Source organism: Diaphorobacter aerolatus (assembly GCF_014489535.1).
Lineage (GTDB): Bacteria > Pseudomonadota > Gammaproteobacteria > Burkholderiales > Burkholderiaceae_C > Diaphorobacter_A > Diaphorobacter_A aerolatus.
In genome coordinates this window covers 3084419-3109050 of sequence record NZ_CP060783.1, presented here as the reverse complement: position 1 = coordinate 3109050, position 24632 = coordinate 3084419, and the positions used below count along the sequence as shown (strand labels likewise).

Here is a 24632-nt window from a genome sequence, read left to right as displayed (position 1 = left end):
GCCAGGGCCTGTTCACCCAACCCACGGGGGCGCGCAAGCCAGACAGGGCCGCTCATTTCAGCGCGTCAGATACCGCTTCAGGTACTGTCCCGTATGGCTTGCGGGATTTTTCGCCACCTCTTCGGGCGTTCCGGTGGCCACCACCATGCCGCCGCCCGCGCCGCCTTCCGGGCCCATGTCGATGATCCAGTCTGCCGTCTTGATGACGTCCAGGTTGTGCTCGATCACGACGATGGTGTTGCCAGCATCGCGCAGTTGCAGCAACACCTTGAGCAGCAGATCGATGTCCGCAAAATGCAGGCCGGTGGTCGGCTCGTCAAGGATGTACAGCGTGCGGCCCGTGTCGCGCTTGGACAGTTCCTGCGCGAGCTTCACGCGCTGGGCCTCGCCGCCCGACAGCGTGGTTGCGCTTTGGCCGAGACGGATGTACGACAGGCCCACGTCGAGCAGGGTCTGCAATTTGCGCGCGATGGTCGGCACGTCCTTGAAGAACGCATGTGCATCCTCCACGGTGAGTTCGAGAATCTGCGCAATGTTCCTGCCCTTCCACTGCACCTCGAGCGTTTCGCGGTTGTAGCGCTCGCCATGGCAGACGTCGCAGGGCACATACACGTCGGGCAGAAAGTGCATTTCCACTTTCACCACGCCATCGCCCTGACAGGCTTCGCAGCGCCCACCGGCAACGTTGAAGCTGAAGCGGCCCGGACCGTAGCCACGCTCACGCGCGGTGTTGGTCTCGGCCATGAGTTCACGGATCGGCGTGAACAGGCCCGTGTAGGTGGCCGGGTTGCTGCGCGGCGTGCGGCCGATCGGCGACTGATCGACGTTGATGCACTTGTCGAAATAGTCCATGCCCTCGATCGCCTCGTGCGGCGCGGGCTCCTCGTGCGCGCGGTAGAGCTGGCGCGCGACGGCGGTGTACAGCGTGTCGTTCACGAGCGTGCTCTTGCCCGAGCCGGACACACCCGTCACGCAGGTGAACAGGCCGACCGGAAATTCCGCCGTCACGTTCTTGAGGCTGTGCCCCGTCGCACCGATCACGCGCAGGGTCTGCAGGTCGCCCTGCGTGGCGCGATGCACCTCCATGCGCTCGGCCCGGCGGCGGCTTGCGGGGGTTTCGGGAAAGCGCGACTTCGCCGGTTTTTGCGGCGCGGCGGGCAGGTCCGATTCGAGCACCGGGTTCCACGGCGTGCGCTGCCTGGGCACGGGAATGCTGAGCTTGCCCGAGAGGTATTGGCCGGTCAGCGACTTCGGCTCCGCGCACAGCTCGTCGTAGGTGCCCTGCGCCATGACGCGGCCACCGTGCACGCCCGCGCCCGGGCCCATGTCCACGCAGTGGTCTGCGGCGCGAATCATGTCTTCGTCATGCTCGACCACGATCACGCTGTTGCCGATGTCGCGCAGATGCTGGAGCGTGCCGATCAACCGGTCGTTGTCGCGCTGGTGCAGGCCGATGCTGGGCTCATCGAGCACATACATCACGCCGGTCAATCCGGAGCCGATCTGGCTGGCCAGGCGAATGCGCTGCGCCTCGCCGCCCGAGAGCGTTTCGGCACTGCGATCCAGGCTCAGATAGTTGAGCCCCACGTCGTTGAGAAAGCTAAGCCGCGAGGCGATCTCGCGCACCACCTTGTCGGCGATCTCGGCCTTGGCGCCTTGCAACCGAAGGTTCTCGAACCACGCGAGCGCATCCGCCAGCGTGCGATGGCTGATCTCGTAGATTGCCAGCGATTGCTCGCCCTCGCCGACCCGCACGAAGCGGGCCTCGCGTCGCAAACGCGCGCCGTGGCAGTCGGGGCAGGCCTGGGTGCTGCGATAGCGCGCCAGATCCTCGCGCACGACGGAAGAATCGGTCTCGCGATAACGCCGCGCCATATTGGGCAGAATGCCTTCAAACGGATGCCTGCGCTCCACCGCCTTGCCCTTTTGCGGGCCGCTGTCGAGCAGGTAGGTGAAGGCGATTTCCTCCGTATCCGAGCCATGGAGAATCACCCGCTGCACCTGTTCCGGCAGCGCCTCGAACGGCGTTTCCACATCGAAACCGTAGTGCCTGCCAAGGCTCTCCAGCATCGCGAAGTAGTAACCGTTGCGACGATCCCAACCCTTGATCGCTCCACTCGCAAGACTCAGCGACGGAAACGCCACGACGCGCTCGGCATCGAACACTTCCTGCTGGCCGATGCCATCGCAACTCGGGCACGCGCCGGTCGGCGAATTGAACGAAAACAGGCGCGGCTCCAGCTCGGGCAGCGAATAGCTGCAGATCGGGCAGGCAAACTTGCTGGAAAACAAGTGCTCCTTGTCACCATCCATCTCGAGCGCGAGCACGCGGCCATTGCCCTCGGCAGCGCCCACGCGCAGCACGGCCTCGATGCTTTCGGCGAGGCGTTGCTTGGCGTCGGGCCGTACCTTGAGGCGGTCGATCACGACGTCGATGTCGTGCTTCTCGGTTTTCTTGAGCGACGGAAGATTTTCAAACTCGTAGACGCTGCCATCGACGCGAAAGCGCACATAGCCGAGCGCCTGCATCTGCGTGAACAGCTCCTGGAACTCACCCTTTTTCTGCCGCGCGACGGGCGCCAGCAACATGATGCGCGTGTCCTCGGGCAGAGCCAGCACGGCATCCACCATCTGGCTCACGGTCTGCGAGGAAAGCGGCAGGCCGTGGTCGGGGCAATACGGCGTCCCGGCGCGCGCATAGAGCAGGCGCAGGTAGTCGTAAATCTCGGTGACCGTACCGACCGTGGAGCGCGGGTTGTGGCTGGTGGCCTTCTGCTCGATGCTGATGGCGGGCGACAGTCCTTCGATCAGGTCGACGTCGGGCTTGTCGAGCTTGCCCAGAAACTGGCGCGCATAGGTCGACAGGCTCTCCACGTAACGGCGCTGGCCTTCGGCATACAGCGTGTCGAATGCGAGGCTCGACTTGCCCGAACCCGACAGCCCCGTGATCACCACGAGCTGGTCGCGCGGGATGTCCAGATCGATGTTCTTGAGATTGTGCGTGCGCGCTCCGCGAATGCTGATGCGGCGCTGGCGCAGCGAATCGGCCATGTAGCGTCCGTCATCGCGAACGCCGCGCGGCTTGTCGGTCTCGGCACCAGGGCTCATCGCAGTCTGCTTGTCTTGCTTGGAGGGCATGGAATCTTGAACAGTTCGGGGCAACCGGACATCATAGGACAGCGTCTGCCGCGCTGCACGCATGAGCTGCGTTCAAGCCTACAAAACCCTGACTTCACGGCGTAGCCGTCGCAGGCGAGCGCGCCGACGGCCTGCGCGACCCCGTGAGTTCCGCGAACAGCGCCTGACCAGCGGCGGCACACAGGCATGGCAAAATCACCGGAGAATTCCAGCCAGCGCTGCCGACAGCAGTGCTCCCGAAGCACATCCCAGGGCCCCGGGGCAACATCCATCCAACCTATCCCGCCTGAAGCCGCCCGTGTCGGACCCATCCTCGACCTCCTCGCCCAGCCCCACCAAGATGACGCCGCTGGAGCGCCGCTCCAGCATCGGCCTTGCGCTGATCTTTGCGCTGCGCATGCTGGGCCTGTTTCTCGTGCTGCCGGTGTTTGCGCTCGAGGCGCGCAAATACCCCGGCGGCGGCGATCCGGCGATGGTCGGTCTGGCGATGGGCATCTATGGCCTCACGCAGGCATTTCTGCAACTGCCGCTTGGCATGGCATCCGACCGCTTCGGACGCAAACGCGTCATCGTCTTCGGTCTGCTGGTGTTTGCGGCGGGCAGCCTGCTCGCGGCGATGGCGGATTCGCTCACCGGCCTGCTGGTGGGCCGTGCACTGCAAGGCGCGGGCGCAGTCTCGGCGGCGGTGACGGCGCTGCTCGCCGATCAGACGCGCGATGGCGTGCGCACCAAGGCGATGGCGCTCGTCGGCGGCAGCATCGGTCTGATGTTCGCGGTGGCGTTGGTCGCCGCTCCGGCGCTGACCTCGCTCATGGGGCTTTCGGGATTGTTCGGCCTCACCTGCGCGCTGGCGCTCGCCGGCATCGCCGTGGTGATCTGGGTCGTGCCGCCCGAATCCGCCCCACATGCCGATGCTCCGCGCGGCCGCGCCGCCGACGTCTGGAAACACCCCGATCTGCTGCGGCTGAATTTCGGCGTGTTCGTGCTGCACACGGTCCAGATGTCGATGTGGGTGGCGGTGCCCGCGCTCATCGTCCAGGCCGGCCTGGCCAAGAGCGAACACTGGCAGCTCTATCTGCCCGCCGTCGTGCTGTCCTTTGTCGCCATGGGCGGGCTGTTTTCCATGGAACGCAAGGGCCGCCTGCGTGCCGCGCTGCTCGGTGCCATCGCGCTGGTGCTGGTGGTGCAGATCGCGCTCGGCCTGCTGTTTGCAAGCGGCAGCACGCCCTCGCTGGTGGTGATGGGCGGGCTGTTGTTTGTCTTCTTCTGCGGCTTCAACGCGCTCGAAGCCTCGCAACCTAGCCTGGTCTCGCGCATGGCCCCCGCCCAGTTGCGCGGCGCGGCGCTTGGCAGCTACAACACGCTGCAATCGCTCGGCCTGTTCGCGGCGGCGCGTTGGGCGGCCTGCTGATCAAGACGCTCGGCGCACCGGGTTTATTCGGCGTGACCGCAGCGCTCTGCGCGCTGTGGCTCGTCGTGACCTGGCCGCTGCGCCCCATTGGACGTGCGCACGCCGCTCAAGTTGCCGCGCAGGGCGCGCACTGAAAGCAAAGCCATCCGCCAAACTGTCGAGATGCGCGGCCAAAGCCACCGCCAGCAACACGCGGGTTTGGTGCACAATCTCCCGTTCAGGCGCGCTACTCCCACCACCATTTGGCGCGCAAACTCAACATTCAGTGAAGGTAACAGCAGCATGGCATCCGTCAACAAAGTCATCATCGTCGGCAATCTGGGCCGCGACCCCGAAATGCGCACTTTCCCCAGCGGCGATCAGGTGGCCAACGTGACCATTGCCACGACGGACCGCTGGCGCGACAAGAACACCGGAGAGAACCGTGAGGCCACCGAGTGGCACCGCGTCACCTTCAATGGCCGCCTGGCCGAAATCGCGGGGCAGTACCTGCGCAAGGGCTCGCAGGTCTATGTCGAAGGCAGCCTGCGCACGCGCAAGTGGACCGATCAGCAGGGCCAGGAACGCTTCACCACCGAAATCCGTGCCGACCAGATGCAGATGCTCGGCGGCCGTCAGGGCATGGGCGGCGGCAATGCGGGCGGCGGTGGCGACAGTGGCGGCTACGACGATGGCGGCTACAGTGGTGCCAACGACGGCGGTTACAACGCCGCCCCAGCACCAGCCCCCCAGCGCCGCGCAGCCCCGGCACCCACGGCGCAACGCCCGCCATCGGCTCCCGCACCTCGCCCGGCACCGGCCCCCGCGCAGCAGCAACAACCGCGCGCGAATTCGGGGTTCGACGACATGGATGACGATATTCCGTTCTGATCATCAAACACCTGGTCGCCACTCTCCACAGTTGCAATCAACGCGTTTGGTCATCTCTGGCATGCTCGGCGCTTAACCCGAACTTCGCGACCCTCTCCAGAGTGCGCAAGATAATGCAAGCGCGCCGATGAATTGACATGTAACTTTTGTGCAATCTCTTGCACAATCGGCGGATGTTCATCGCCATTCCGCTCGAAACCAAACCCTCGTGGCGATCACCGCCGTGGATGACGGTATTGCTCATCCTCGTGAATTGCGCCATTTTTTGTTTCACGATGACTCCAGTACCGTAATTCGCTGGACTACGCCAAGGCTCGATACAGCAGGTTTATCAATTACTTAGGCGAGTTCAACATATGCCGGTGCTTTCCGAAACTTGACCCGGCTTCCCTCGCGTGGCTCCCATGCGGCTCTTGGAAACCGGGCTTTCCGAGGAGTCATCGTGGCAAGAATAAAACTCACCAAGTCCGCAGTCGATGCGACGCAACCTCAAGACAAGGCCATCGAACTGCGGGACACCGTGGTGCCCGGCTTCCTGTGCAAGATCACCCCGGCAGGGCGCAAGGTCTTCATGCTTCAGTACCGCACGAACGCCGGCGAGCGCCGCAAGCCCGCCTTGGGCCAGTACGGGGAACTGACGGTCGATCAGGCGCGCACGATGGCGCAGGAGTGGCTGGCCGAGGTTCGCCGGGGCGGCGACCCCAGCGCGGCCAAGAATGCCGCGCGCAAGGCGCCGACCATGAAGGAGTATTGCCACACCTTCATGGAGGACTACTCCAAGCAGCGCAACAAGCCCAGCACGCAGCGCGGCTATCAGGGCGTGATTGACCGTTGCATCATCCCGATCATGGGGCGGATGAAGGTGCAGGACGTGAAGCGCCCGGACGTGGCCGCGCTGATGAAGAAGCTGGCCTACAAGCAGGCCGAAGCCAACCGCACCTTCGGCGTCTTGCGCAAGATGTTCAACCTGGCCGAAGTGTGGGGGCTGCGCCCAGACGGCACGAATCCGTGCCGACACGTCCCGATGTACCCGCCCGGCAAGGAAACCCGGCTCATCGTGGACGATGAGTTGGTGCGGATCTTCCGCCAGTTGGAGAAGCTGGAGGCCGAGGGGCTGGAGAACTACGTCATTCCGCTGGCGATTCGCCTGCAATTCGAGTTCGCCGCACGGCGCTCGGAAATCTGCCCGCTCGAATGGGCATGGGTTGATCTGGAAAAGCGCCGCGTCGTCTGGCCCGACAGCAAGACGGGTGGCATCTCCAAGCCCATGAGCGAGGAAGCCTATCGGCTGCTTTCGACGGCACCGCGCCGGGAAGGCTGCCCCTATGTCCTACCGTCGCCGAACGACCCGACCCGGCACCTGACCCACGGCGAGCACTACGGCGGCTGGACGCGCGTGCTCAAGGCGGCAGGCGTGCCGCATGTCGGTACACACGGCATCCGCCACCGGGCGACGACCGACATTGCCAACTCGGGTGTTCCGACCAAGGTGGGCATGAAGCTCACAGGTCACAAGACCGTGGCGATGTTCATGCACTATGTTCATACCGAGGACAAGCCGGTGCGGGACGCGGCCGAACTGGTGGCGAATCGGCGGCTGGCGATTACCGGGGCATCCCGTTCTATGGAGGCGACAGCATGACAAGGAAGACGCCTGTGGCAACGCGGAAGCCCGCCGCCTTACCTGCCGGCTACGCCGGCATCCACGGCGGCATCGTCGAGCTGCTGGATGCGGCGCGCCAGGCGGCGGCGCGCAGTGTCAATGCAATGATGACCGCCAGCTATTGGGAAATCGGCCGCCGGATCGTCGAGGCCGAGCAGAAAGGCAGGCGGCGGGCTGGTTACGGCGAGCAATTGATGGAACGCTTGTCCGCCGACCTGACGGCCCGATTCGGGCGCGGGTTCGGCGTCAACAACCTGGAGAGCATGCGGCGTTTCTACCTCGCGTACCCCCAACCAGAGATTTCCCAGACACTGTCTGGGAAATTGGGAAACGAGTCGCCCCCTGAGAAATCCCAGACAGTGTCTGGGAAATTGAGTCTGTCCGAACTGGCTCAGGTCTTTACCCTGCCGTGGTCGGCCTATGTCCGGCTGCTGTCGGTCAAGGATGACCATGCCCGCCGGTTCTACGAGACCGAAGCACTGCGCGGTGGCTGGAGCGTGCGCCAGCTCGACCGGCAGATAGGCAGCCAGTTCTATGAACGCACGGCCTTGTCCAAAGACAAGGCCGTGATGTTGGTCAAGGGTGCGGCGGCCAAGCCCGAGGATATCGTCACGCCCAATGACGCCATCAAAGACCCGTATGTGCTGGAGTTCCTTGACCTCAAGGACGAGTACTCGGAATCCGACCTGGAAGCGGCCTTGATCCAGCGGTTGGAAGACTTTCTGCTGGAGCTGGGCGAAGGCTTCACCTTCGTTGGGCGGCAGCGCCGGTTGCGCATCGACCAGACCTGGTACCGGGTGGATCTGCTGTTCTTCCATCGCAAGCTGCGCTGCCTGGTCATCATCGACCTGAAGTTGGGCAGCCTGACCCATGCCGATGTGGGGCAGATGCATATGTACTGCAACTATGCCAAGGAGCATTGGGCCTACCCGGACGAGAACCCGCCGGTGGGCCTGATTCTGTGTGCCGACAAGGGCCATGCTTTGGCGCGGTATGCGCTGGATGGCTTGCCAACCAAGGTGATGGCGGCGAACTACCGCACTGTGCTGCCAGATGCCGAGTTGTTGCAAAAAGAACTGGAGAACACGCGGCGGCTGCTCGAATCTCGCGGAGCGCTGTCCTTCAAGGACGGCAAGCCATAGTTGTGCGTCCCGGCGTACCGCCGTCGGGCTCGCGGGCTGCGCCCGTGCTTCGTGCCGAATCACAGCCATTCGGCGCTGATCCCTGACGCCTCCGGCCTGGATCGTTGATCCGGGCCTGCGCGTGCTGCGCACTTGCCAACGGCGGGTGTGTGGCTGAGTGGGGTGTAGGCGGTCTTGCTGTTCCCTTCACCGTATCACGGCGTTCTCGCCGTCAATGACTGCGCGTGCTCGCACGCTTGCGGCCTAGTGGCCGTCTTCGATCTCTGACTGCTTGCGCTGCGCCGTGCTGGCAACGGTTCCGGGCAATTCCGCCCGAGCAACCGGAGCACGATTATGTCGCAACTGTCCTTTTCCTCGTTCGATGACGCTTTGCTGGTGCGTGACGCCCAAGGGCGCTACATGCCGGCATCGGTGGATCAAATTCTCGAAGCGGCGCGCCAGGCCATCGAGTTGAAAATGCAGCGTGGTGCTGAGTTCACTTCCCCGGCGCTGGTCAAGGAGTACCTGCGCAACAAGCTGGCAGGCTTCGAGCATGAAGTCTTTACAGTGCTGTTTCTGGACACGCGCCACCGGCTGATCGAGTACCGGGAGATGTTCCACGGCACCATCGACAGTGCATCGGTGTATCCGCGTGAAGTGGTCAAGGAAGCCCTGCGGCTCAATGCGGCGGCGGTCATCCTCTCGCACAACCATCCGAGCGGGAATCCTGAGCCGTCACAGGCCGACAGGGTGTTGACGCAGCGGCTGAAAGAGGCTCTGACGCTGGTGGAAGTTCGCACGCTGGATCATGTCATCGTGGCCGGTGCAAACACGGTGTCGTTTGCAGAGCATGGCTTGTTATGACACACGGGGGCTATTGCCCCCGTTTTCTGATACGAGGAAGGACATTCGGGACTTACCCGTCTAGCATATCTTCGAGCGATATCTCCCCACGCAACATCTTTAAGAACGTGGCTTGTCCACCACTGCCTGGTGCGAAATTTCGGGTTGTAAAGTCTTCGTCTTTTAACTCGATGTGATCCAGTTTTTTATAAAATTCATTCACGGACGGAATCAGTCCATAGTTTCCTTGCGCAAGTTCTGGATACGCATCTTCTCGCAAATAAATCATGAAGGCTTTAAAGGCGTTTGATCGAGGAAGGAGATTGCCCACGCGATCAGTTGCATTCCATGAGTCTGGCCATTTTTTCTCAACTGCCTTAAAGTAGTTGTAAATTATTTCGGTAATATCAATCTCTTTTCCATCAATAAATAAATTTCTAAATGGAAATTTTTTCAAATCAGATCCAGCGACGTGCTTTATTTTCTTCCCTGCCAAGAGATCATTTCTATCTTGAACGGGGTTGGGTGAAATGAATTTAACTAAAGATTCAACAAAGGATGCTTGTGTCAAGGGCTCTTTTTTTCGACCTGGCGTAGCTGTTCCTAGCCGCTTAATCCTTTGATATAGCGGGCTGCTTGGCTCTTTATCCAATGCCACCGCTACATTGTGGCATGTCTTATGAGGACTTGATGTTTTTGCCAGCTCCGTCAGGTCATACACAAGGCTTTTATTAACTTTTGTTTGCGCAAGATTTACGGTTGCAAATATATTTGCCTGCTCGGAGACATCCGCCCCGATAAATATCGCAACATTAATATCAAAATCTCGCTCATCGTAATCAAAACACCAATTATTGTTTTCATCCATGAAGGCAGCAATGCGGTGTTGACCATCTATAACTTTTGCAATTCTAGCGTAAGGTATTGAGTCTGCCTCATCAGAGGCATCGGCTTGATACTCCTTAAGAACCAGTGTGCCGATGCCGTTCCCATCTGAGTCATATTCAGCGCACTTTTCATCCACAGCAAGGATAACTGATGTTGGAAATGTCGAATCCTCTCCTTCGATATATTGCTTTATTTCTTTAATTCTCTTGGGGCTGACAGGGCGCTGGATACCAAGATATTTCTCAAGGTCACGCTGGTCTTTGGCTAACCGCCTTACATCCGAGAAGGATATATCTACTAGGTCTTGTGCCCTTATTGATGCGATATAAAAATCGCCAATTGGCTGGCGGACTTTCAGGACTGTAAGCTTTAATTCTTTACTCATCACCAGACTCCCGAGCACGCAGCCTTGCAGAAAAATCGTTCACTATATTTTTTTCAGAGCTTCTATTCTCCGATACAAAATCACCTCTCCATGCTCCATCAAGGAGCGTGAGATACCAGCAGTATAAAGAAAAGATGTAGATTGGCAGTGATAAACTACTTAGGTAGTAGCCGAGAAACGAGTTTTGGAAGTCACTCGACCCTGCCTTAATCTGCCCGAAAGCAATAGCGGTCAAGATCATGATGACGATTGAAATCAACGCCAGCAACCCGTAGCCCTTGAATAACCTTCTAACGCTTTGTACTATTTTTTCGCCAAATTGAGTTTCTGATGATTCTTGGTACTTCTCAAAAATCATATAGAAAATAGGCGTAAGAAATGTGGCGGTGTACACAAATAATTCTGAAACTGTAATGGACTCTCTTAGCTTCAGCAGAAGCTTTACTCCCACACCCGAGGTTCCATCTGGTATTGGCGACAGAAATACAGCGACGATGACAGGAAGGCTGGTCAAAATCCAAAGCGTAGAGAATTTCTTTAATGCTGTTTTATGAGCATTCAGAGGAAAATGCACCAGGCATTGAATTAGAGGCAGGCGGCCGATGGTCTTTAGTAGCATTTGATGACGACCTCCTCGTACCTGCCCCGAGCGGAAGATTTCCCGGCTATGATGCTGGCTCTATTTAACGTTGAGATCTCGCCTAGGTTTTCATATAGGCGTTTTATGCTGTCATGGCAGGCGTTAGTCACAAGCACTTTTGCCCCTCGTGATACAGCAAGCTCGACGGCATCACGAAGTCGAACCTGGTCTTCCCAGGAAAATATACTTTCGTTGTACTTTAGAAAGCCGTTGTAGTTATGTTTGACTGTATAAGGAGGATCTATAAAAACAAAATCCCCCTGCCCGGCCTTTTCAAGAGCAATTTCAAAGTCGCCAGAGAGAAGCTCTACATTTTTTAAGCACAAGGCGATTTTTTCAAAATCATCAGTCGACAGAACTACATTCTGCTTCGTTCCTATTGGGACGTTGAATTCACCTTTCTTATTTACCCGGTATAAGCCATTCCAACAGGTTCTGTTTAGGTAAATAAATTGCGCTGCTCGTGTTTCTGGCGTGCGTAACCGCTTTCGGCGAGTTTGATAATAATATTCTGAAGAGTGATTTTTGTGATGAACTCGAAGCAAATCTGCAACTTTCTTCCAGTCGCTTTTTATTGCCTCATAAACTTCTATGAGCTTTTCGTTTTTATCGCAAAGAATAGCGGAATGCGGAAGCAGGCTAAAAAAAACTGCGCCACTACCCACAAAAGGCTCGATATATCTTTCGTGCTCTATATTTAGAAGGTGTGAGTGCTTTTCGACCAACCACCTTTTCCCTCCTGCCCATTTCAGAAAAGGCGAGGTTTCTTGATAGTGGCTATTCGCGTGCGGTGGGGCGGGAATGATTTTTGTTTCGCAAAAACCTTCCTCCAACTCCAAAGAGACCCTTCGATCGTTGCAACAGCAGCGCATTGGAATGGGTTATTTTCCCTTGATTGCCTCAAGCCCATTTTCTGTTTCCTTCATCAATTCAGAAGCGCTGCATCCCAGTGCTCTAGCAATTTTCAAGATAATCGCCAGAGTGGGCATATGCTCTCCTCGTTCAATCTTCCCCATATGTGAGCGCTCGATTCCTGCACGATTTGCCAAAGTTTCTTGCGCAACACCCTGTGCAGTCCTGATAGAGCGTACTGCGGCGCCAAACGCTTGTGCCGGCTCCGCTTCAAAGGTTGTCGCGCCCGTCGGTCGGCCACGCTGGATGGATCGCTTCTGCATATGCAGAAGTTTCAGTTTGTACAAAATTTAAAACCACGTTATATTTAACTCATTCATCCGATCCCACTTGTTTTTGTGCCTTTGAAGAAATCCACATCAGCGGCTTTCTTCAAAAGCGGAGAGCCTGATCCGTGTCTTTCCTGACTTCCGTACATGCGCCTGCGTGGCTCTACGCTTCTGCGGATTCGTACGCTTGCGCATTTGTGCATCAGGGCGCAAGCACGAATGCGCTTCAGCGCTTGCGTGCATTCGTGCAAGGCGCGCGGTCGTGACCCCGCTTGTCACCGAGGACGACCGGGCGCGGCTGCTGGCCCACGGCCAGGCCCGCGCCGCCGGGCAGGATACCGACCCGCTGCCCGTGGTGCGGCTGTTCACCCCCGACGCGCACGCAACCTGGCTGCTGGCCTCGCTCGATCCCACCGACGGCGATACGGCCTATGGCCTGATCGACCTGGGCATCGGGATGCCTGCCCTGGGCACGGTGAAGCTCTCCGATCTGGCGTCCATCGTCGGGCCGCGCAAGCAGCCCGTGATGCGCGATCGTTACTTTCAACCGACACGGCGGCTGTCGGAGTATGTGCGGCTGGCCGAAGAAGACGGTTCGATACCGGACTGATGCAGGCCCGCGCAGCGAGGCCAAGCGCAGCGCATTGTGACTATTTCCGTCTCACTCAAGACCCGCCCGGTCTGAATCCGCATTCTTGCACCGAAGCGGTGCAACTCTGATGTAAACAGTCATGGTCTTTGGCCCGGGCTGCGGCACGGTATCGGCTGCTGACCGTCGATTCCAGGCGGCACAGCCGTCGCATTCAGACGATTTTCGCAATGCACCGGAGCCAATCGGACTTGACACCCGTAGTTTCAGCTTAACCCGATAACGATGACGTTTTGATGTTGAAACGATAGCTCCCGCATGCCGAGCCGCAGCGACGTTCCTGCTGACTGACAGGAGGTTGCGTCATGGCTGGCCCGAGTGCCGAACATCGAGAACACTGGTATCCGACCGCTGCGTATCTCTACACGCTGCATCTTGATGGCCCGGCCTTGGCCTGGGAGTACCTGCGCCGCAATCCCGACTACCGGCTAGACTGGCTGCGCCGTCGCCGCCGCCCGGATGCGGCGCACCGCTGGGGCCTGCGCCTGCTGGAAGATCCCGCCCTAGACGCACGTGACGCGCATCCGGCCTGGTTTCCCGACCACGATGCCGTGGTGCAGCTTTATCCCGATGCCGACCCACCGCCCGAAGCCTATGCCTTCGAGTTCTGGTGTGTTCCCGGCCGCAAGCATCTGATCCACGACGGCAAACGCCTGGTGCTGGTGTCGCGCTGGCCCGGTTGCTGCCTGCGGCTCGCGCTGGCGCCGGGCCTGGAAGACGGCATGGCCTACCTCTACGCTACCCGCGCCTGCGCCACACCCTGCGCGCGTTATCAGGCACTGGTGGCCGAACTGGACAAGCTGGCGGCGCTGCCGGATGCCGTGCCTGCGGCAATGGCCCGTTCCCGGCCCACGCTCGCGGCGGTGCAGGAACTGCACACGCTCCAGGCGCTTGACGCGACCCTGGCCGGCGCGTCCTTGCGCGAGGTGGCCGAAGGGTTGTTCGGCGTGGATGCCGTGGCCGCCGACTGGCACGCCGACAGCGCCTTGCGTGCCCGCGTGCGGCGGCTGGCGCGTCGCGGCGAGGCGCTGATGCGCGGCGGCTATCGCAGCCTGGCGCAGCTTGGGCCAGTTGCATCGTAGCAAGGGGGACGTTTTGCACTCCCTGCAATTCGTCCCTTAGCAGGAAGCCTGAATTTCTCGAAAGTGCCTCCATCCGGCCGCGTGGTGTGGCCGGGCTTGATGGAGGTAAATCCCATGCGACCCGCTCCCTTGCGGCCCTCTGTAACCGCTCCTTCCGCTGCTGTTGCTGCGCCCGCGCAGCCCCAACGCTATCTGACCAACGACGAAGCCGCCGACTACCTGCGGCTGTCGCCCCGCACGCTGGAGAAACAGCGCGTGATCGGCGGCGGGCCGAAGTTCCGCAAGTTCGGCCGGCGCGTCATGTACGCGGTGGCCGACCTGGATGCCTGGGCCGATGCGCGCAGCTTCGATGCCACCTCCGACCCGGAGTACGCCGAGCGCCATGCGGGTGACTACCGTGATCGCCGCTGATCGCAGGTTCACGGGTGGCCGCCGTCATGTCCAGTCTCGCGCTGCCGCCCCGGCAGCGGTCGGTGCAGGAGCGCGAACAGCTCGACCTGTTTCGCGCCTTGCCGGGCGACATGGCGCCGCGCGACAGCCAAGACTTGATGGCCTATCCGTTCTTCTCGCTGGCGAAGTCCAAGCGGGTCAAGCCCATCGACTTCCGGGCGGGCAACGTGACGATCCGCGTGGAAGGCACGACCGAGCATGGCATCGCCACGATCTGGGATGCCGACATCCTGATCTGGGCCGCCAGCCAGATCGTGGAGGCGCAGGACGCGGGCCTGCGGCCATCGCGGCTGATGCACGCCACGCCCTACGAGATCCTGCGCTTCATCGGGCGCGGCACCGGCTCACGCGACTACCAGCGTCTCAAGGCCGCGCTCGACCGGCTGCAATCGACCACGGTGGCCACGTCCATCCGCGAGACCACGGGAAGGCGGCTGCACCGCTTCTCGTGGATCAACGAGTGGAAGGAACTGGCCGACGCCAGCGGCACGCCATTGGGCATCGAACTGATCCTGCCGGACTGGTTCTACGCCGGCGTGCTCGATGCCGCCCTGGTGCTGACCATCGACCCGGCGTATTTCCGGCTGACCGGCGGTATCGAGCGATGGCTGTACCGGCTGGTACGCAAGCACGGTGGCAGGCAGGAATACGGCTGGCAGTTCGATTTCCGCTACCTGCACCAGAAGTCCGGCAGTACCGCCAAACCTTACGACTTCGCCTGCGACCTGCGCGCGCTGGTGGCGCGGCAGTCGCTGCCCGGCTACGTCCTGGGCATCGAGCGGATGCCGGACGACGGAACGGAGTTATTGACCTTCCGACCCGTGCCGTCCACGGCACGGGGATAACTCCGGGACAACCTGTGAATAGTGTCGTGCTATCAGGCGTGCGGGGTATCGTGCTATCAGGCGTGGCCCTATCGTGCTATCAGGCGTGCCAATCGGCCGAAAACCCGCGCCAGCATTGGGTTTGCGCGCTCTCTAACATACATAACTTAAATTCTCTAACTTTTAGTAGAGAAGCGCCGCTGCGGTGGACAACCGCCACGCGGCCACAAACGGCAGGCAATCCAAGCCGCCAGAAATCAGGTTTTGCAGGCGACTCGAAGCAAGGCTTTCCAGCACGGAGGGCCGCGCCATGATCGTCGCGTTACTCAACCAAAAAGGCGGCGTCGGCAAGACCACGCTCGCCACCCACATCGCCGGCGAACTGGCGATGCGCGGCCAGCACGTCGTCCTGCTGGATGCCGACCCGCAGGGTTCATCGCTGGACTGGACGCAGCGCAGAAGCCAGCAAGGCTTGCCACGGCTGTTCAGCGCCGTGGGCCTTGCACGCGAAACGCTGCACCAAGAGGCGCCAGAACTCGCCCGCCGCGCAGATCACGTCATCATCGACGGGCCGCCGCGCATCGCCGCCTTGGCGCGCTCCGCGCTGCTGGCAGCCGAGCGCGTGCTGATTCCGGTGCAGCCCAGCCCCTACGACTTGTGGGCCAGCGCCGAGATGGTGGCACTGATCCGTGAGGCGCAGGTGTTCCGGCCTGCGCTGCGCGCGGCCTTCGTCATCAACCGCCGCGTTAGCACCACGGTGATCGGTCGGGAGGCGCGGCAATCGCTGGCCGAACAGCCGTTGCCGGCGCTGCGCGCTGAGGTTCGGCAAAGGATCGTCTTCGCCGACAGCGTGGCCGCTGGTCGACTCGCCCGCGAGACGGCGCCCGACAGCGCCGCCACCCGCGAGATCGCCGCGCTGGTCGATGAACTGCTGCGGTGGCCGACATGACCGCACAGTCGCCACCGAACAGCAAGCGCACGGCCAAGCGCATTGGCATCGGTGCGCGCCCACCGGCGAATCCGCACGCTGAGGCGTGGATTCGCCAGGGCGACGCTGATGCGCTCAATAAGGGCGACCTCTACACCGCACGCCTGACCCTCGACGTGACGCCAGCGCTGCGCGCGCGCATCAAGATCGCCGCCTTCGGTCAGGGCGTGACCGTGGCCGAACTGCTCCGCGGCCTGCTGGAACGGGAGTTTCCCGAGACCCGCACGGAGAACCTGCCATGAACGCATCCATCGCACCTGCCGCGAACGCGGTCACGGCTTCTGCATCGACCACGCCAGCGACTTCGCTTTCGACACTCGCCCGCCAGGCCGGCAACGTGCCGCTGACGCGCGTATCGCTGGCCTACATCGAACCGCGCTTCAAGCTCTACCTGCGCTTCGGCGAACCTGCGCGCACGCTCCAGCTCGACCGCTGGCGGCGCTGCGCGGTGTTCCTGCCGAACGCTGTTCTCTGCCGCATCCGCTGGCAGACCAACGACTACGGCACGATCCGCTGGCAGCTCATGGTGATGCAGGCTGGCACGCCATTGGATGCCTTGCAGCGCATCCCCGGCGTGCGGCCAGGCGCACGTCTGCTGCTGCACGCCGAGGATGACGCCAACGTGCGCGCCGTGTTGGAACGCATCGACGGCATCGAGGCGCTGGGCATCGCCGCGTCTGCCGTCTCGCCCGCGTACTGGCGCACGCTGGGCAACCGTCTGGAGGCCCGCCTGCCGCTGCCCGAATACACCGCCGAGCGGCATTCCGCGTGGCTCGCTGGGAAGGCGCTGCCATGACGACCGTTTCCACTTCGTCCGCCTCGCCGCATCCTCGCTCGCGCCTGCGCGCTCGCATCGTGCTGGCGGGCTTCGCCGCAGTCGGCCTCGCTGCGCTGGCCTGGGCGGCGTTCGTGCAACCGCTGCCGCGCCTGACGTACAACCCATCCGACAGCGTGGCGGTCGGATGGTATCGCATCGAACCGTTCGACCCGCGCACTGCTTCGCTGCTACGTCCGTTGTCCGTGGACAGCATCGTGCTCGTGCCGTTGCCAGTCGAGGTAGCCGCACTGGCTGCGCAGCGCGGCTACCTGCCGACGCGCGTTCCGCTGCTCAAACGTGTGGGCGCAGTCGCACCGCAACACGTTTGCATCGTCGCTGGACAGGTACGCATCGACGGCGTGCCTTCGGCCGCCGTGCTGCCTGCCGACCGGCTGGGCCGGTCGCTGCCATCCTTGCAGCTTTGCCGCCACCTCGAACCGGGCGAGCTGTTCCTGTTGAGCGTGACAAAGCCGGCATCGTTCGACAGCCGCTATTTCGGGCCGGTCAGCGCATCCACCGTGATCGGCGTTGCGCATCGGGTCTGGCTGGAGGCACGCCCATGATGGCGGCCGATTCGCTGCACGCTGCCGTGCATCTCATCGTGCCATCGGGCATGTCGTTCTGGCTGCTGCCGCCATGTCGTCGCGCGTGCAGTGCGGGTGCATTCGCACCGCACTTCGCGCTGCCATCCAGTGTGCAGGCGTCTTGCCTCGAACGCGCCCGGCTAGCGGCCATCGGCGTGTCCCTCTGCGCGTTCGCCGGCGGGCTGGCTGCAAGCAGCACAGCACCGCCGGGCCGCCGACGCCTGGAGCACCAGCGACAGGCAAAGGCGGAAGGCAAGACAAAAGGACGCGGCACCGGGCCGCGTCGAAAGCCAGTCTGCACGTGGGGGTGGTGCGGCACGCAGCGGCTTTGCCGCCGTGCCGCTTGGGGCGCGAGGGTCGCGCCAATGCAGGCATGTCCGCGTGCTTTGCACGACAGGACACGCCGTAGCTTGCGAGGAGCGCAGCCATGACCGACCGCCGCGACGACGATTTCCGCGTGCGCCCCAGAGCCCGAAGAACCGGGGCAAGGGCCAGGGCCAGAGCTTCGTTTCCAAGGTGCTCAAGCAGGCGGGCAAGGCCAGCGGCGGCAAGTCCTCGATGCGTCATTCCGCAGCCGGCGGCGGCGCACGCGCCGGCCAGCGGCCTGGTTCACGCCTGGGGCGCGGCCACACGGCGGCGCGTTTCGCGGGCGCGAAGCTGACGCCCATGTCGCGGCGCGTGACCATCAAGACGCTGCTGGTCAATCACCAGCGTGCCAGCCCGCAATCGCTCGCCAAGCACCTGCGCTACATCGAGCGCGACGGCGCGGGCCGCGACGGCGAACCGGGCCGGGCCTACGGGCCGCAGACCGACGAAGCCGACCTTGACGCCTTCAAGGAGCGGGCCGCCGACGACCGGCACCATTTCCGCTTCATCGTCTCGCCCGAGGACGGCGCCGAACTGGACGACCTTCGCACCTACACCCGGCATCTGGTGGACCGCATGGAAGCCGACCTGGGCACGCGGCTGGATTGGGTGGCGGTCGATCACTGGAACACCGATAACCCGCACACCCACCTGATCGTGCTCGGACGTGACGACACCGGCAAAGACCTCATCATCGCCGGCGACTACATCGCCCACGGCTTCCGCCATCGCGCCGCCGAACTGGCGACCGAATGGCTGGGGCCGCGCACCGAACTGGAGATCCAGCAGACCTTGCAGCGCGAGGTGGAACAGGAGCGCTGGACGAGCCTCGACCGCACCCTGCAACGCGAGGCCGGCGAGGATGGCCGGGTGCAGATCGAACGCTTCAACGAACCCCGGCTGCAACGCCAGCGCCTGCTGCTGATCGGCCGCCTGCAACGCTTGCAGCGCCTGGGCCTGGCCGACGATACGCAGCCCGGCACCTGGGCCGTCCATGCGGATGCGGAAAAGACCCTGCGCGCCCTTGGCGAACGTGGCGACATCATCCGCACCATGCAGCGGGCCATGCGCGGCGAGCCGCGCGAACTGGCGGTGTTCGAGCCGGGAGACGATGGCCGAACCATCCTCGGGCGCGTTGCAGCGAAGGGGCTGGCCGACGAGCTGCGCGACCGAGGCTATCTGGTCATCGACGGCGTGGACGGCAAGGCCCATTACGTCGCGCTCAACACCCGCGACGAGCTGGCGAACTACCCGGCCGGGGCCGTGGTGGAGGTGAAGGGATCGGCCGACGTGCGCGCGGCCGACAGGAACATCGCCGCGCTGGCGAGCGATGGCCTGTACCGCACCGATCACCACCTGGCGGTGGCACAGGGCCCGGCCGTCCCCGGCCGTGACCCGCAAGAGGTCGTGACAGCTCATGTCCGCAGGTTGGAAGCCCTGCGCCGGGCCGGCATCGTGGAGCGCATGGCCGAGGGTTATGGAAGGTGCCTGGCGACCTTCCCGAGCAGGGCCGGCGCTACGACGCGCAGCGTCTGGGCGGCGTGGCCGTGGAGTTGAAATCGCACCTGCCCATCGAGCGACAGGTGCGCGTCATCGGGGCCACCTGGCTCGACCAGCAGTTGATTGGCGGCTCGGGCCTGGGTGATCTGGGCTTTGGTGCAGAGGCCAAACAGGCGATGCAGCAGCGCGCCGACTTCCTGGCCGAACAGGGTCTGGCCGAGCGACGCGGACAGCGCGTGATTCTGGCGCGCAACCTGTTGGACACGCTGCGCAGCCGGGAGCTGTCACAGGTCGCCAAGGACATTGCCGCTGAAACCGGCCTGGAGCACCGGCCCGTGACAGACGGCCAGCGTGTGGCCGGCATCTATCGCCGCAACGTCATGCTCGCCAGTGGGCGGTACGCGATGCTCGATGATGGCTTGGGCTTCTCGCTGGTGCCGTGGAAACCCGTGATTGAACAGCGACTGGGGCAGCAACTTGCCGCGACGGTGAGCGGTGGCGGCGTGGCGTGGGAAATCGGACGGCAGCGGGGAATGGGCATTGGCTAATGCTCGAAGAGTCTCAGCCACATAACCCGGCAGGCTGTCTAGAGATATGCCGAGGCAGTTGTGAAATTCTTCGCTGCATATCTTCAACGGGTTGGATCTATGGCCCGGAAGCGGCCATCCAGATAGACGAGTGGATCGGCATATGCAGATGTGAGCACACGCTCGACACTGGCCAGCATTACCGAGTGGGTGCCGACTGCATGGTGTTCAATCAGCTCACAGAACAGCGAAGCCTGCGCCCCTTGCAGATAGGGCAACCCATTGACTTCATCAAATCGCCAGGCTTCATGATCGAAACGGTCGGTCCCCGTGGCGCTACGGCAGTGCACCGCAAGTACCTCCTGTTCTGCGCGGAGTACATTGATGCAGAATCGTCGAGCAGCCAGCAGCGGCCCATGGATACGGGTTTGCTGACCAATGCACACTAGAACCGTGGGCGGCTCCAGTGAGACTGATGTGAATGAACTGGCGATCATTACGTGTCCGTGGCCATCGGGAGCGATCGACGTGATTAGCGTCACCGTGGAGGCCACGCCGCGCATCGCCTGCCTCAATTGGGCAGCAATCAAAGGGTGTTGGGACATGTAGGTGTGCTCAATCATAGGTTACGGGTGCGTTTCACGCTTGGCCCAACCAGGGTGCTTTGTCAGCAAACCCAACATCTCGTCCATCGCGTCATAGGAGCGTTTGAGCGTGCTGTATGGATTCCCCCCGACCAATGTGCCGTCATAGCCGACGGGGCCGGTATAACCGAACGACTTGGCAAGTCCAAGAAGTGCGAAGTTGTCGAGTTCTCCTGCATCGAGCGCCTCGAAAGTGGCAATACGACTCCAGCCAAGTGGGCTGCGGGTTGCGCCGCTGAGAGTCAATTCCCGCATGAAGGGTGTTGACGCCATTAACGCTGGCGTCGGGTCTACTGCCTGATAGCCCTCCGTCGGGCTGCCTGCATTGGTTTCGTAGCCATACCAGTGATAGCTTGGAAACACGATGCCGAGATTCGGATGGTTCACGACCGAGCAGATCTGTGCCGCAATGGAGTAATGATCCATCCAGAAGCCCAGATGAAAATACAGCAGGATGTCAATTCCGCGCCGTGCGCAAATCTCAAGTGCCCGACCAAGGAAGTCCTGCAATACCTTGTCGTCCGGTGCCTTTCGATGATTTGAACCGTGGCCTGCCGTCCTGATTCCAAGATTGACAGCCTTCACGCCTTCCATCTCCTCAAGCATCCGCAAGAGTCCTGCGTTGATGGGATGCTGTGGGCCCTGATCCAGGTCGATCACCACATACACGCTAAAGACCTCCAAACCGAAACGATCTTTCACGGTGGATAGACGCTTTGCGGTTTCCCATCGGCTCCCTGACCAGACGGCATAGGTCAGGCCGTCATAACCGATGTCAGCCAGCATTTCGCATTGGACATCGAAGGCATAGGTACCAGCCGAAGAAGTAAAAGCGAGATCCCAGGCAAAAATTTTATGACCGTGCAGCATCCTGCGCCTCCTCCAAATGGGCAGTAGCGTGCGCCGGAAAGTGCGGTACGACATGCTCGCCAAGTTCCTGAACAATCTCATGCGCCGGACGTGTCGCGTATTTCAGGTTGAGGCCAATATGATTAACCCCAATATCGCGCAAGCGGCTGAAGTAGTCAGTAAAGAATCGGTGACCAGCCCGAAACCCGAGGAAGATGGGCGACGGGGGTTCATCGGGATTCTCCGACAGGTCAATATAGAAGGATTGCGTGAAGGGTTTGAATCTTGGTGTCAGCGACCGCCAATTCTTGATTGTCATGGCTTGCTGCGCGATATTTTGGGGATAGTAAAGCCAGCCATCCCCATGCTCGGCAATCCATTCGACCGACTGGCGTGAATGACCAGTCACCATCACGGGAATGTCTCTCAACGCCGGTTTCGGCAGCGTATCTGCACCCGACAAGTTCACTCGGGGCGTGGAGATTTCCGGGAAGTCCTCACGCCAGGCTTGACGCAACACAGTCAATGCTTCTTGGAACAACGTGGCTCGCGCATCCATTGTCTGACCGAAGGCCGGGAACTCTGTTGGCCGATCACCCGTGGCGATACCTAGCACCAGGCGCTGATTTGACAAGCGGTCGATCGAGGCTGCTGCTTTGGCCACAAGCAAGGGATGACGCAGAGTGGTGATGACGCTGCCAGTTGCGAGCGCGATGCGCGACGTCTGTGCCGTGACGTAGCCCATGAATGGCCACAGGTCATGGATGTGACCCACGTCGCCAAAAGACGGGACATTGAGAAATACGGGTATACGGATTTAATGGTTGGGGTATACGGATTTAATGGTTGATGGGGCACCTTCACCCCATCAATCTGATACCACCCTCAGATGGTTGATAGATCGACTCCGTAGTTGAGTTCCTCTGCGAAGTCCGGCAGTCCGTAACCGATGGTTTTCTTGTAGAAAGGAGAGACCTTCGCAGTCGGTGCCTTCTTCTTGTGCTTCGTGGTGTAGAGCATTCGTGCCCGCATCACCTCGAAGGAGTAACCGCGCCCTTCACGGTTCTTGTCCTTGGCCAGTCGGTTGATGGACTCCGTGTAAGCGTTGGTGACGGGCATGTCCGTCTCGAAGTAGGTCATGGTCTCTTCGCGCCAGTTTCCCACTGCCCTGACCAGATCGCTCCAGACTTCCTTTTGGCCCTTCGGGATGGTGGCTATCCACTCGTCCAGGGCGGCTTCTGCCTGGAGCCGTGTGGTGGCGTCCCAGATGCCGTAGAAGCGCTCCTTGTGCTCGTAGGCGGCCAGCAGTTGCGGGAACGCGCCTGTCCAGGTCTCCATGATGAGGCGCTCCCGGTCTGAGACTTCGTGAGCGCGTTTCAGCAGGATTTTCCGGTCTCCCTTGAGAGTCCGGCTCTGGGACGGTTTCGGCTCCTTTCTGAGGCCCTTGCGCACTCTCTCTAGGGCATCGTTGGCCATGCGCACCACATGGAACTTATCGACCACGATACGGGCCTGGGGCAGCACAGCCTTGACCGCTGCCCGGTAGGGGTTCCACATGTCCATGCTGACGATCTCGACCTTCTGCCGGTCTTTCAGCTTCATCAGGTAGTTGGTCACCACGTCCTGGCGGCGGGTGGCCAGCAGGTCGAGCAGGGTTCGCTCCTCAATGTTGGTCAGAATGCAGCGGTAGCGCTTGTTCAGGTATAGCTCGTCAATGCCCAGGATGCGGGGCGTCTCGAAGCGGTGCCAGCGCCCCAGGAACTCGGCGCGGGCGTTGAAGATGTCGCGCACCGTCTTCTCGTCCAGGCCGGTCTGTGCCGCCACAAAGGTGTAGGGGTGGTTGAAGGATTCCTTCTCCACGTACTCATGCAGCCGCAGTGTCATACGGAATCCGTCCACCATCTCCGGTAGCTGGGGCCTGAATGTTGTCTTGCAGGCCCGGCAGGTGTATCGGCGGCGGACCACCCAGAGAGTGACCCGCTTGCCGTGGATGGGCAGATCACGATAGGGAACGTCACGCTTGCCGAACCGCACGAACTCACCCTGCACGCCGCACCCCTCGCAGGCTACTGGTGTAGGTGCTTCAAGCCGAAAATGTATGTCTTCATTCTGCTCATCAGAATCCACCAACTGGTACCCAGGAAGGCTTAACGAATTAATCATCTCCCGCCTTGATCAGAAAAACAGGTAGGTGGCGTAACCGGCAATCATCGCCATAGCAAAAATGACTGCTAAAAACGCCGCTAAAAGCTTCAGCGTGAACAAAGAGCGCAACAGAATGAGCTCAGTCAGGCTGGCTCCGGCACTGCCGATGATAAACGCTAGCACCGTCCCGGCACCCACGCCTTTGGCCATCAGAGCCGCTGCCAGAGGTATGACGGCTTCAGCGCGAATATACAACGGCACGCCGATGACAGCGGCAACTGGAATGGCAAAGGGATTATCTGGGCCTGCATACTGCTCCAATAAGTCAGTGGGCATGAAACCATAGATCACGCTGCCAATCGCAATACCGATGAGCAGGTAAGGCAACACATCGATAAAGTCCGACCAAGCTTCCCGCCACACACCACTGTACTTCCCTTCTTTCTTAACCGTGACAGTGGGTTGACTGTCACAGCATTCGCTAGACGTAGAGACTGTTGTCTTCCTATCAGCCCCGCAAGAAGCCGTCTTCGGAGTGGTGTCGCAGCTGTTGGTGCCGCAACTCGATGCGGTCGATGTAGCACTGCACGGGCTTGCTGATGAACTACATCCACTGCTCTCTTGTGTCGCCGTCCGGCGCACATAACGCTCGAAGCCAAGCGTGTGAAGCAGCCATCCGGCACCTACCGCGACCACCAAAGCGGCGAGCACATAGATAGCAGTAAGTGTCCATCCAAACGTGGCAACCAGCAGGCCGACGACGATAGGATTCAGCAACGGAGATGAGAAAAGAAACACCATCATCGGCCCAAAACCGGCCCGTGCCCGAATCAACCCTTTCAACATGGGGATAGTCGAGCAACTACAGAAGGGCGTTATAGCTCCTAAACCAGCAGCAAGAAAATAGCCTCGCTTCCCACTGGAAGTCAGTAACGCTTCCACCTTGGATGGTGGGATGTGACGTTGAAGAACTCCGACCAGCAAGCTAATGCCAATGAATAAAACCGATAGCTCGATAGCGAGAAAGGCGAACATGCCTAGAGCGTCTTGGAGTTGAGATGACATTC

Annotated in this window: 22 protein-coding genes and 2 pseudogenes; 14 read left to right on the top strand and 10 right to left on the bottom strand. The window is 61.1% G+C overall.

What is annotated here, in order from left to right; all coding sequences use genetic code 11:
- Window positions 1-57: 57 nt before the first annotated feature.
- Window positions 58-3051, bottom strand: a complete 2994-nt coding sequence (uvrA, locus tag H9K75_RS14440) for an excinuclease ABC subunit UvrA (protein WP_226858734.1) — start codon at window positions 3049-3051, stop codon at window positions 58-60.
- Window positions 3052-3478: 427 nt separating this feature from the next.
- On the opposite strand from uvrA, the pseudogene H9K75_RS14435 reads away from it, so the two are divergent.
- From H9K75_RS14435 to radC, 5 genes and pseudogenes are all read left to right on the top strand, one after another.
- Window positions 3479-4683, top strand: a pseudogene (locus H9K75_RS14435) (MFS transporter).
- Between the two features lie 148 nt (window positions 4684-4831).
- Window positions 4832-5419, top strand: a complete 588-nt coding sequence (gene ssb / locus H9K75_RS14430; protein ID WP_187723151.1) for a single-stranded DNA-binding protein — start codon at window positions 4832-4834, stop codon at window positions 5417-5419.
- A 442-nt stretch (window positions 5420-5861) separates the two neighbouring features.
- On the top strand, window positions 5862-7061 hold the full coding sequence (locus H9K75_RS14425; RefSeq protein WP_073646482.1) for a tyrosine-type recombinase/integrase: 1200 nt from the start codon (window positions 5862-5864) through the stop codon (window positions 7059-7061).
- On the top strand, window positions 7058-8224 hold the full coding sequence (locus tag H9K75_RS14420; RefSeq protein WP_073646483.1) for a PDDEXK nuclease domain-containing protein: 1167 nt from the start codon (window positions 7058-7060) through the stop codon (window positions 8222-8224). Before H9K75_RS14425 ends, H9K75_RS14420 begins: the two co-directional genes overlap by 4 nt.
- Window positions 8225-8557: 333 nt before the next feature.
- Window positions 8558-9067 (top strand): RadC family protein, encoded by a 510-nt coding sequence (radC, locus tag H9K75_RS14415; protein WP_073646484.1) that lies wholly within the window; start codon window positions 8558-8560, stop codon window positions 9065-9067.
- Window positions 9068-9119: 52 nt separating this feature from the next.
- On the opposite strand, the gene H9K75_RS14410 is transcribed toward radC, so the two are convergent.
- From H9K75_RS14410 to H9K75_RS14395, 4 genes are read right to left on the bottom strand one after another with little or no spacing between them, the layout of a single operon-like run.
- Window positions 9120-10319, bottom strand: a complete 1200-nt coding sequence (locus H9K75_RS14410; RefSeq protein ID WP_073646485.1) for a DGQHR domain-containing protein — start codon at window positions 10317-10319, stop codon at window positions 9120-9122.
- Complete coding sequence (locus H9K75_RS14405) at window positions 10312-10938, bottom strand: hypothetical protein (RefSeq protein ID WP_124164490.1); 627 nt, start codon at window positions 10936-10938, stop codon at window positions 10312-10314. The genes H9K75_RS14410 and H9K75_RS14405 overlap by 8 nt, the downstream gene beginning before the upstream one ends.
- A complete protein-coding gene (locus H9K75_RS14400; RefSeq protein WP_226858223.1) occupies window positions 10929-11798 on the bottom strand; it encodes a DNA adenine methylase in 870 nt (289 codons plus the stop codon). The genes H9K75_RS14405 and H9K75_RS14400 overlap by 10 nt, the downstream gene beginning before the upstream one ends.
- A 42-nt stretch (window positions 11799-11840) precedes the next feature.
- Entirely contained in the window at window positions 11841-12134 is a 294-nt protein-coding gene (locus H9K75_RS14395; protein WP_073646486.1) for a helix-turn-helix domain-containing protein, read from the bottom strand.
- A 268-nt stretch (window positions 12135-12402) separates the two neighbouring features.
- Between H9K75_RS14395 and H9K75_RS14390 the strand changes: the two genes are divergently transcribed.
- The 9 genes and pseudogenes from H9K75_RS14390 (at window position 12403) to H9K75_RS14350 (ending at window position 19948) form a co-directional block, all read left to right on the top strand.
- Complete coding sequence (locus tag H9K75_RS14390; RefSeq protein ID WP_073646487.1) at window positions 12403-12750, top strand: DUF2958 domain-containing protein; 348 nt, start codon at window positions 12403-12405, stop codon at window positions 12748-12750.
- Between the two features lie 344 nt (window positions 12751-13094).
- Window positions 13095-13871: a DUF2285 domain-containing protein gene (locus H9K75_RS14385; RefSeq protein ID WP_073646488.1), complete on the top strand. Its 777-nt coding sequence runs from the start codon at window positions 13095-13097 to the stop codon at window positions 13869-13871.
- A 114-nt stretch (window positions 13872-13985) separates the two neighbouring features.
- Entirely contained in the window at window positions 13986-14282 is a 297-nt protein-coding gene (locus tag H9K75_RS14380) for a helix-turn-helix domain-containing protein (RefSeq protein ID WP_073646489.1), read from the top strand.
- 26 nt (window positions 14283-14308) lie between these two features.
- Window positions 14309-15166, top strand: coding sequence for a replication initiator protein A (locus H9K75_RS14375; RefSeq protein WP_073646490.1), 858 nt, complete (start codon window positions 14309-14311; stop codon window positions 15164-15166).
- Window positions 15167-15455: 289 nt separating this feature from the next.
- A complete protein-coding gene (parA, locus tag H9K75_RS14370) occupies window positions 15456-16094 on the top strand; it encodes a ParA family partition ATPase (RefSeq protein WP_073646491.1) in 639 nt (212 codons plus the stop codon).
- The gene (locus H9K75_RS14365; RefSeq protein ID WP_073646498.1) at window positions 16091-16375 is read left to right on the top strand and encodes a chromosome partitioning protein ParB; all 285 of its coding nucleotides are present in this window, start codon (window positions 16091-16093) and stop codon (window positions 16373-16375) included. The genes parA and H9K75_RS14365 overlap by 4 nt, the downstream gene beginning before the upstream one ends.
- Window positions 16372-16929 carry a DUF2840 domain-containing protein gene (locus H9K75_RS14360; protein WP_073646492.1) on the top strand — a complete coding sequence of 186 codons (558 nt, stop codon included), beginning with the start codon at window positions 16372-16374 and terminating at the stop codon, window positions 16927-16929. Before H9K75_RS14365 ends, H9K75_RS14360 begins: the two co-directional genes overlap by 4 nt.
- Window positions 16926-17513 carry a S26 family signal peptidase gene (locus H9K75_RS14355; protein WP_073646493.1) on the top strand — a complete coding sequence of 196 codons (588 nt, stop codon included), beginning with the start codon at window positions 16926-16928 and terminating at the stop codon, window positions 17511-17513. The genes H9K75_RS14360 and H9K75_RS14355 overlap by 4 nt, the downstream gene beginning before the upstream one ends.
- A gap of 579 nt (window positions 17514-18092) precedes the next feature.
- Window positions 18093-19948 (top strand): annotated as a pseudogene (locus H9K75_RS14350) (DUF3363 domain-containing protein).
- Between the two features lie 83 nt (window positions 19949-20031).
- Here H9K75_RS14350 and H9K75_RS14345 read toward each other — a convergent pair.
- The 5 genes from H9K75_RS14345 to H9K75_RS14325 all read right to left on the bottom strand — a co-directional run bounded on the left by H9K75_RS14345 (window position 20032) and on the right by H9K75_RS14325 (window position 24630).
- Window positions 20032-20550: a flavin reductase family protein gene (locus H9K75_RS14345; protein ID WP_004350836.1), complete on the bottom strand. Its 519-nt coding sequence runs from the start codon at window positions 20548-20550 to the stop codon at window positions 20032-20034.
- 3 nt (window positions 20551-20553) lie between these two features.
- Window positions 20554-21441, bottom strand: coding sequence for a sugar phosphate isomerase/epimerase family protein (locus H9K75_RS14340; RefSeq protein ID WP_004350834.1), 888 nt, complete (start codon window positions 21439-21441; stop codon window positions 20554-20556).
- The gene (locus H9K75_RS14335) at window positions 21425-22165 is read right to left on the bottom strand and encodes an LLM class flavin-dependent oxidoreductase (protein WP_021204041.1); all 741 of its coding nucleotides are present in this window, start codon (window positions 22163-22165) and stop codon (window positions 21425-21427) included. The genes H9K75_RS14340 and H9K75_RS14335 overlap by 17 nt, the downstream gene beginning before the upstream one ends.
- A gap of 140 nt (window positions 22166-22305) precedes the next feature.
- Window positions 22306-23583, bottom strand: a complete 1278-nt coding sequence (locus H9K75_RS14330; RefSeq protein ID WP_022960607.1) for an ISL3 family transposase — start codon at window positions 23581-23583, stop codon at window positions 22306-22308.
- A 12-nt stretch (window positions 23584-23595) separates the two neighbouring features.
- Window positions 23596-24630, bottom strand: a complete 1035-nt coding sequence (locus H9K75_RS14325; RefSeq protein WP_009586987.1) for a permease — start codon at window positions 24628-24630, stop codon at window positions 23596-23598.
- Between the last annotated feature and the right edge of the window lie 2 nt (window positions 24631-24632).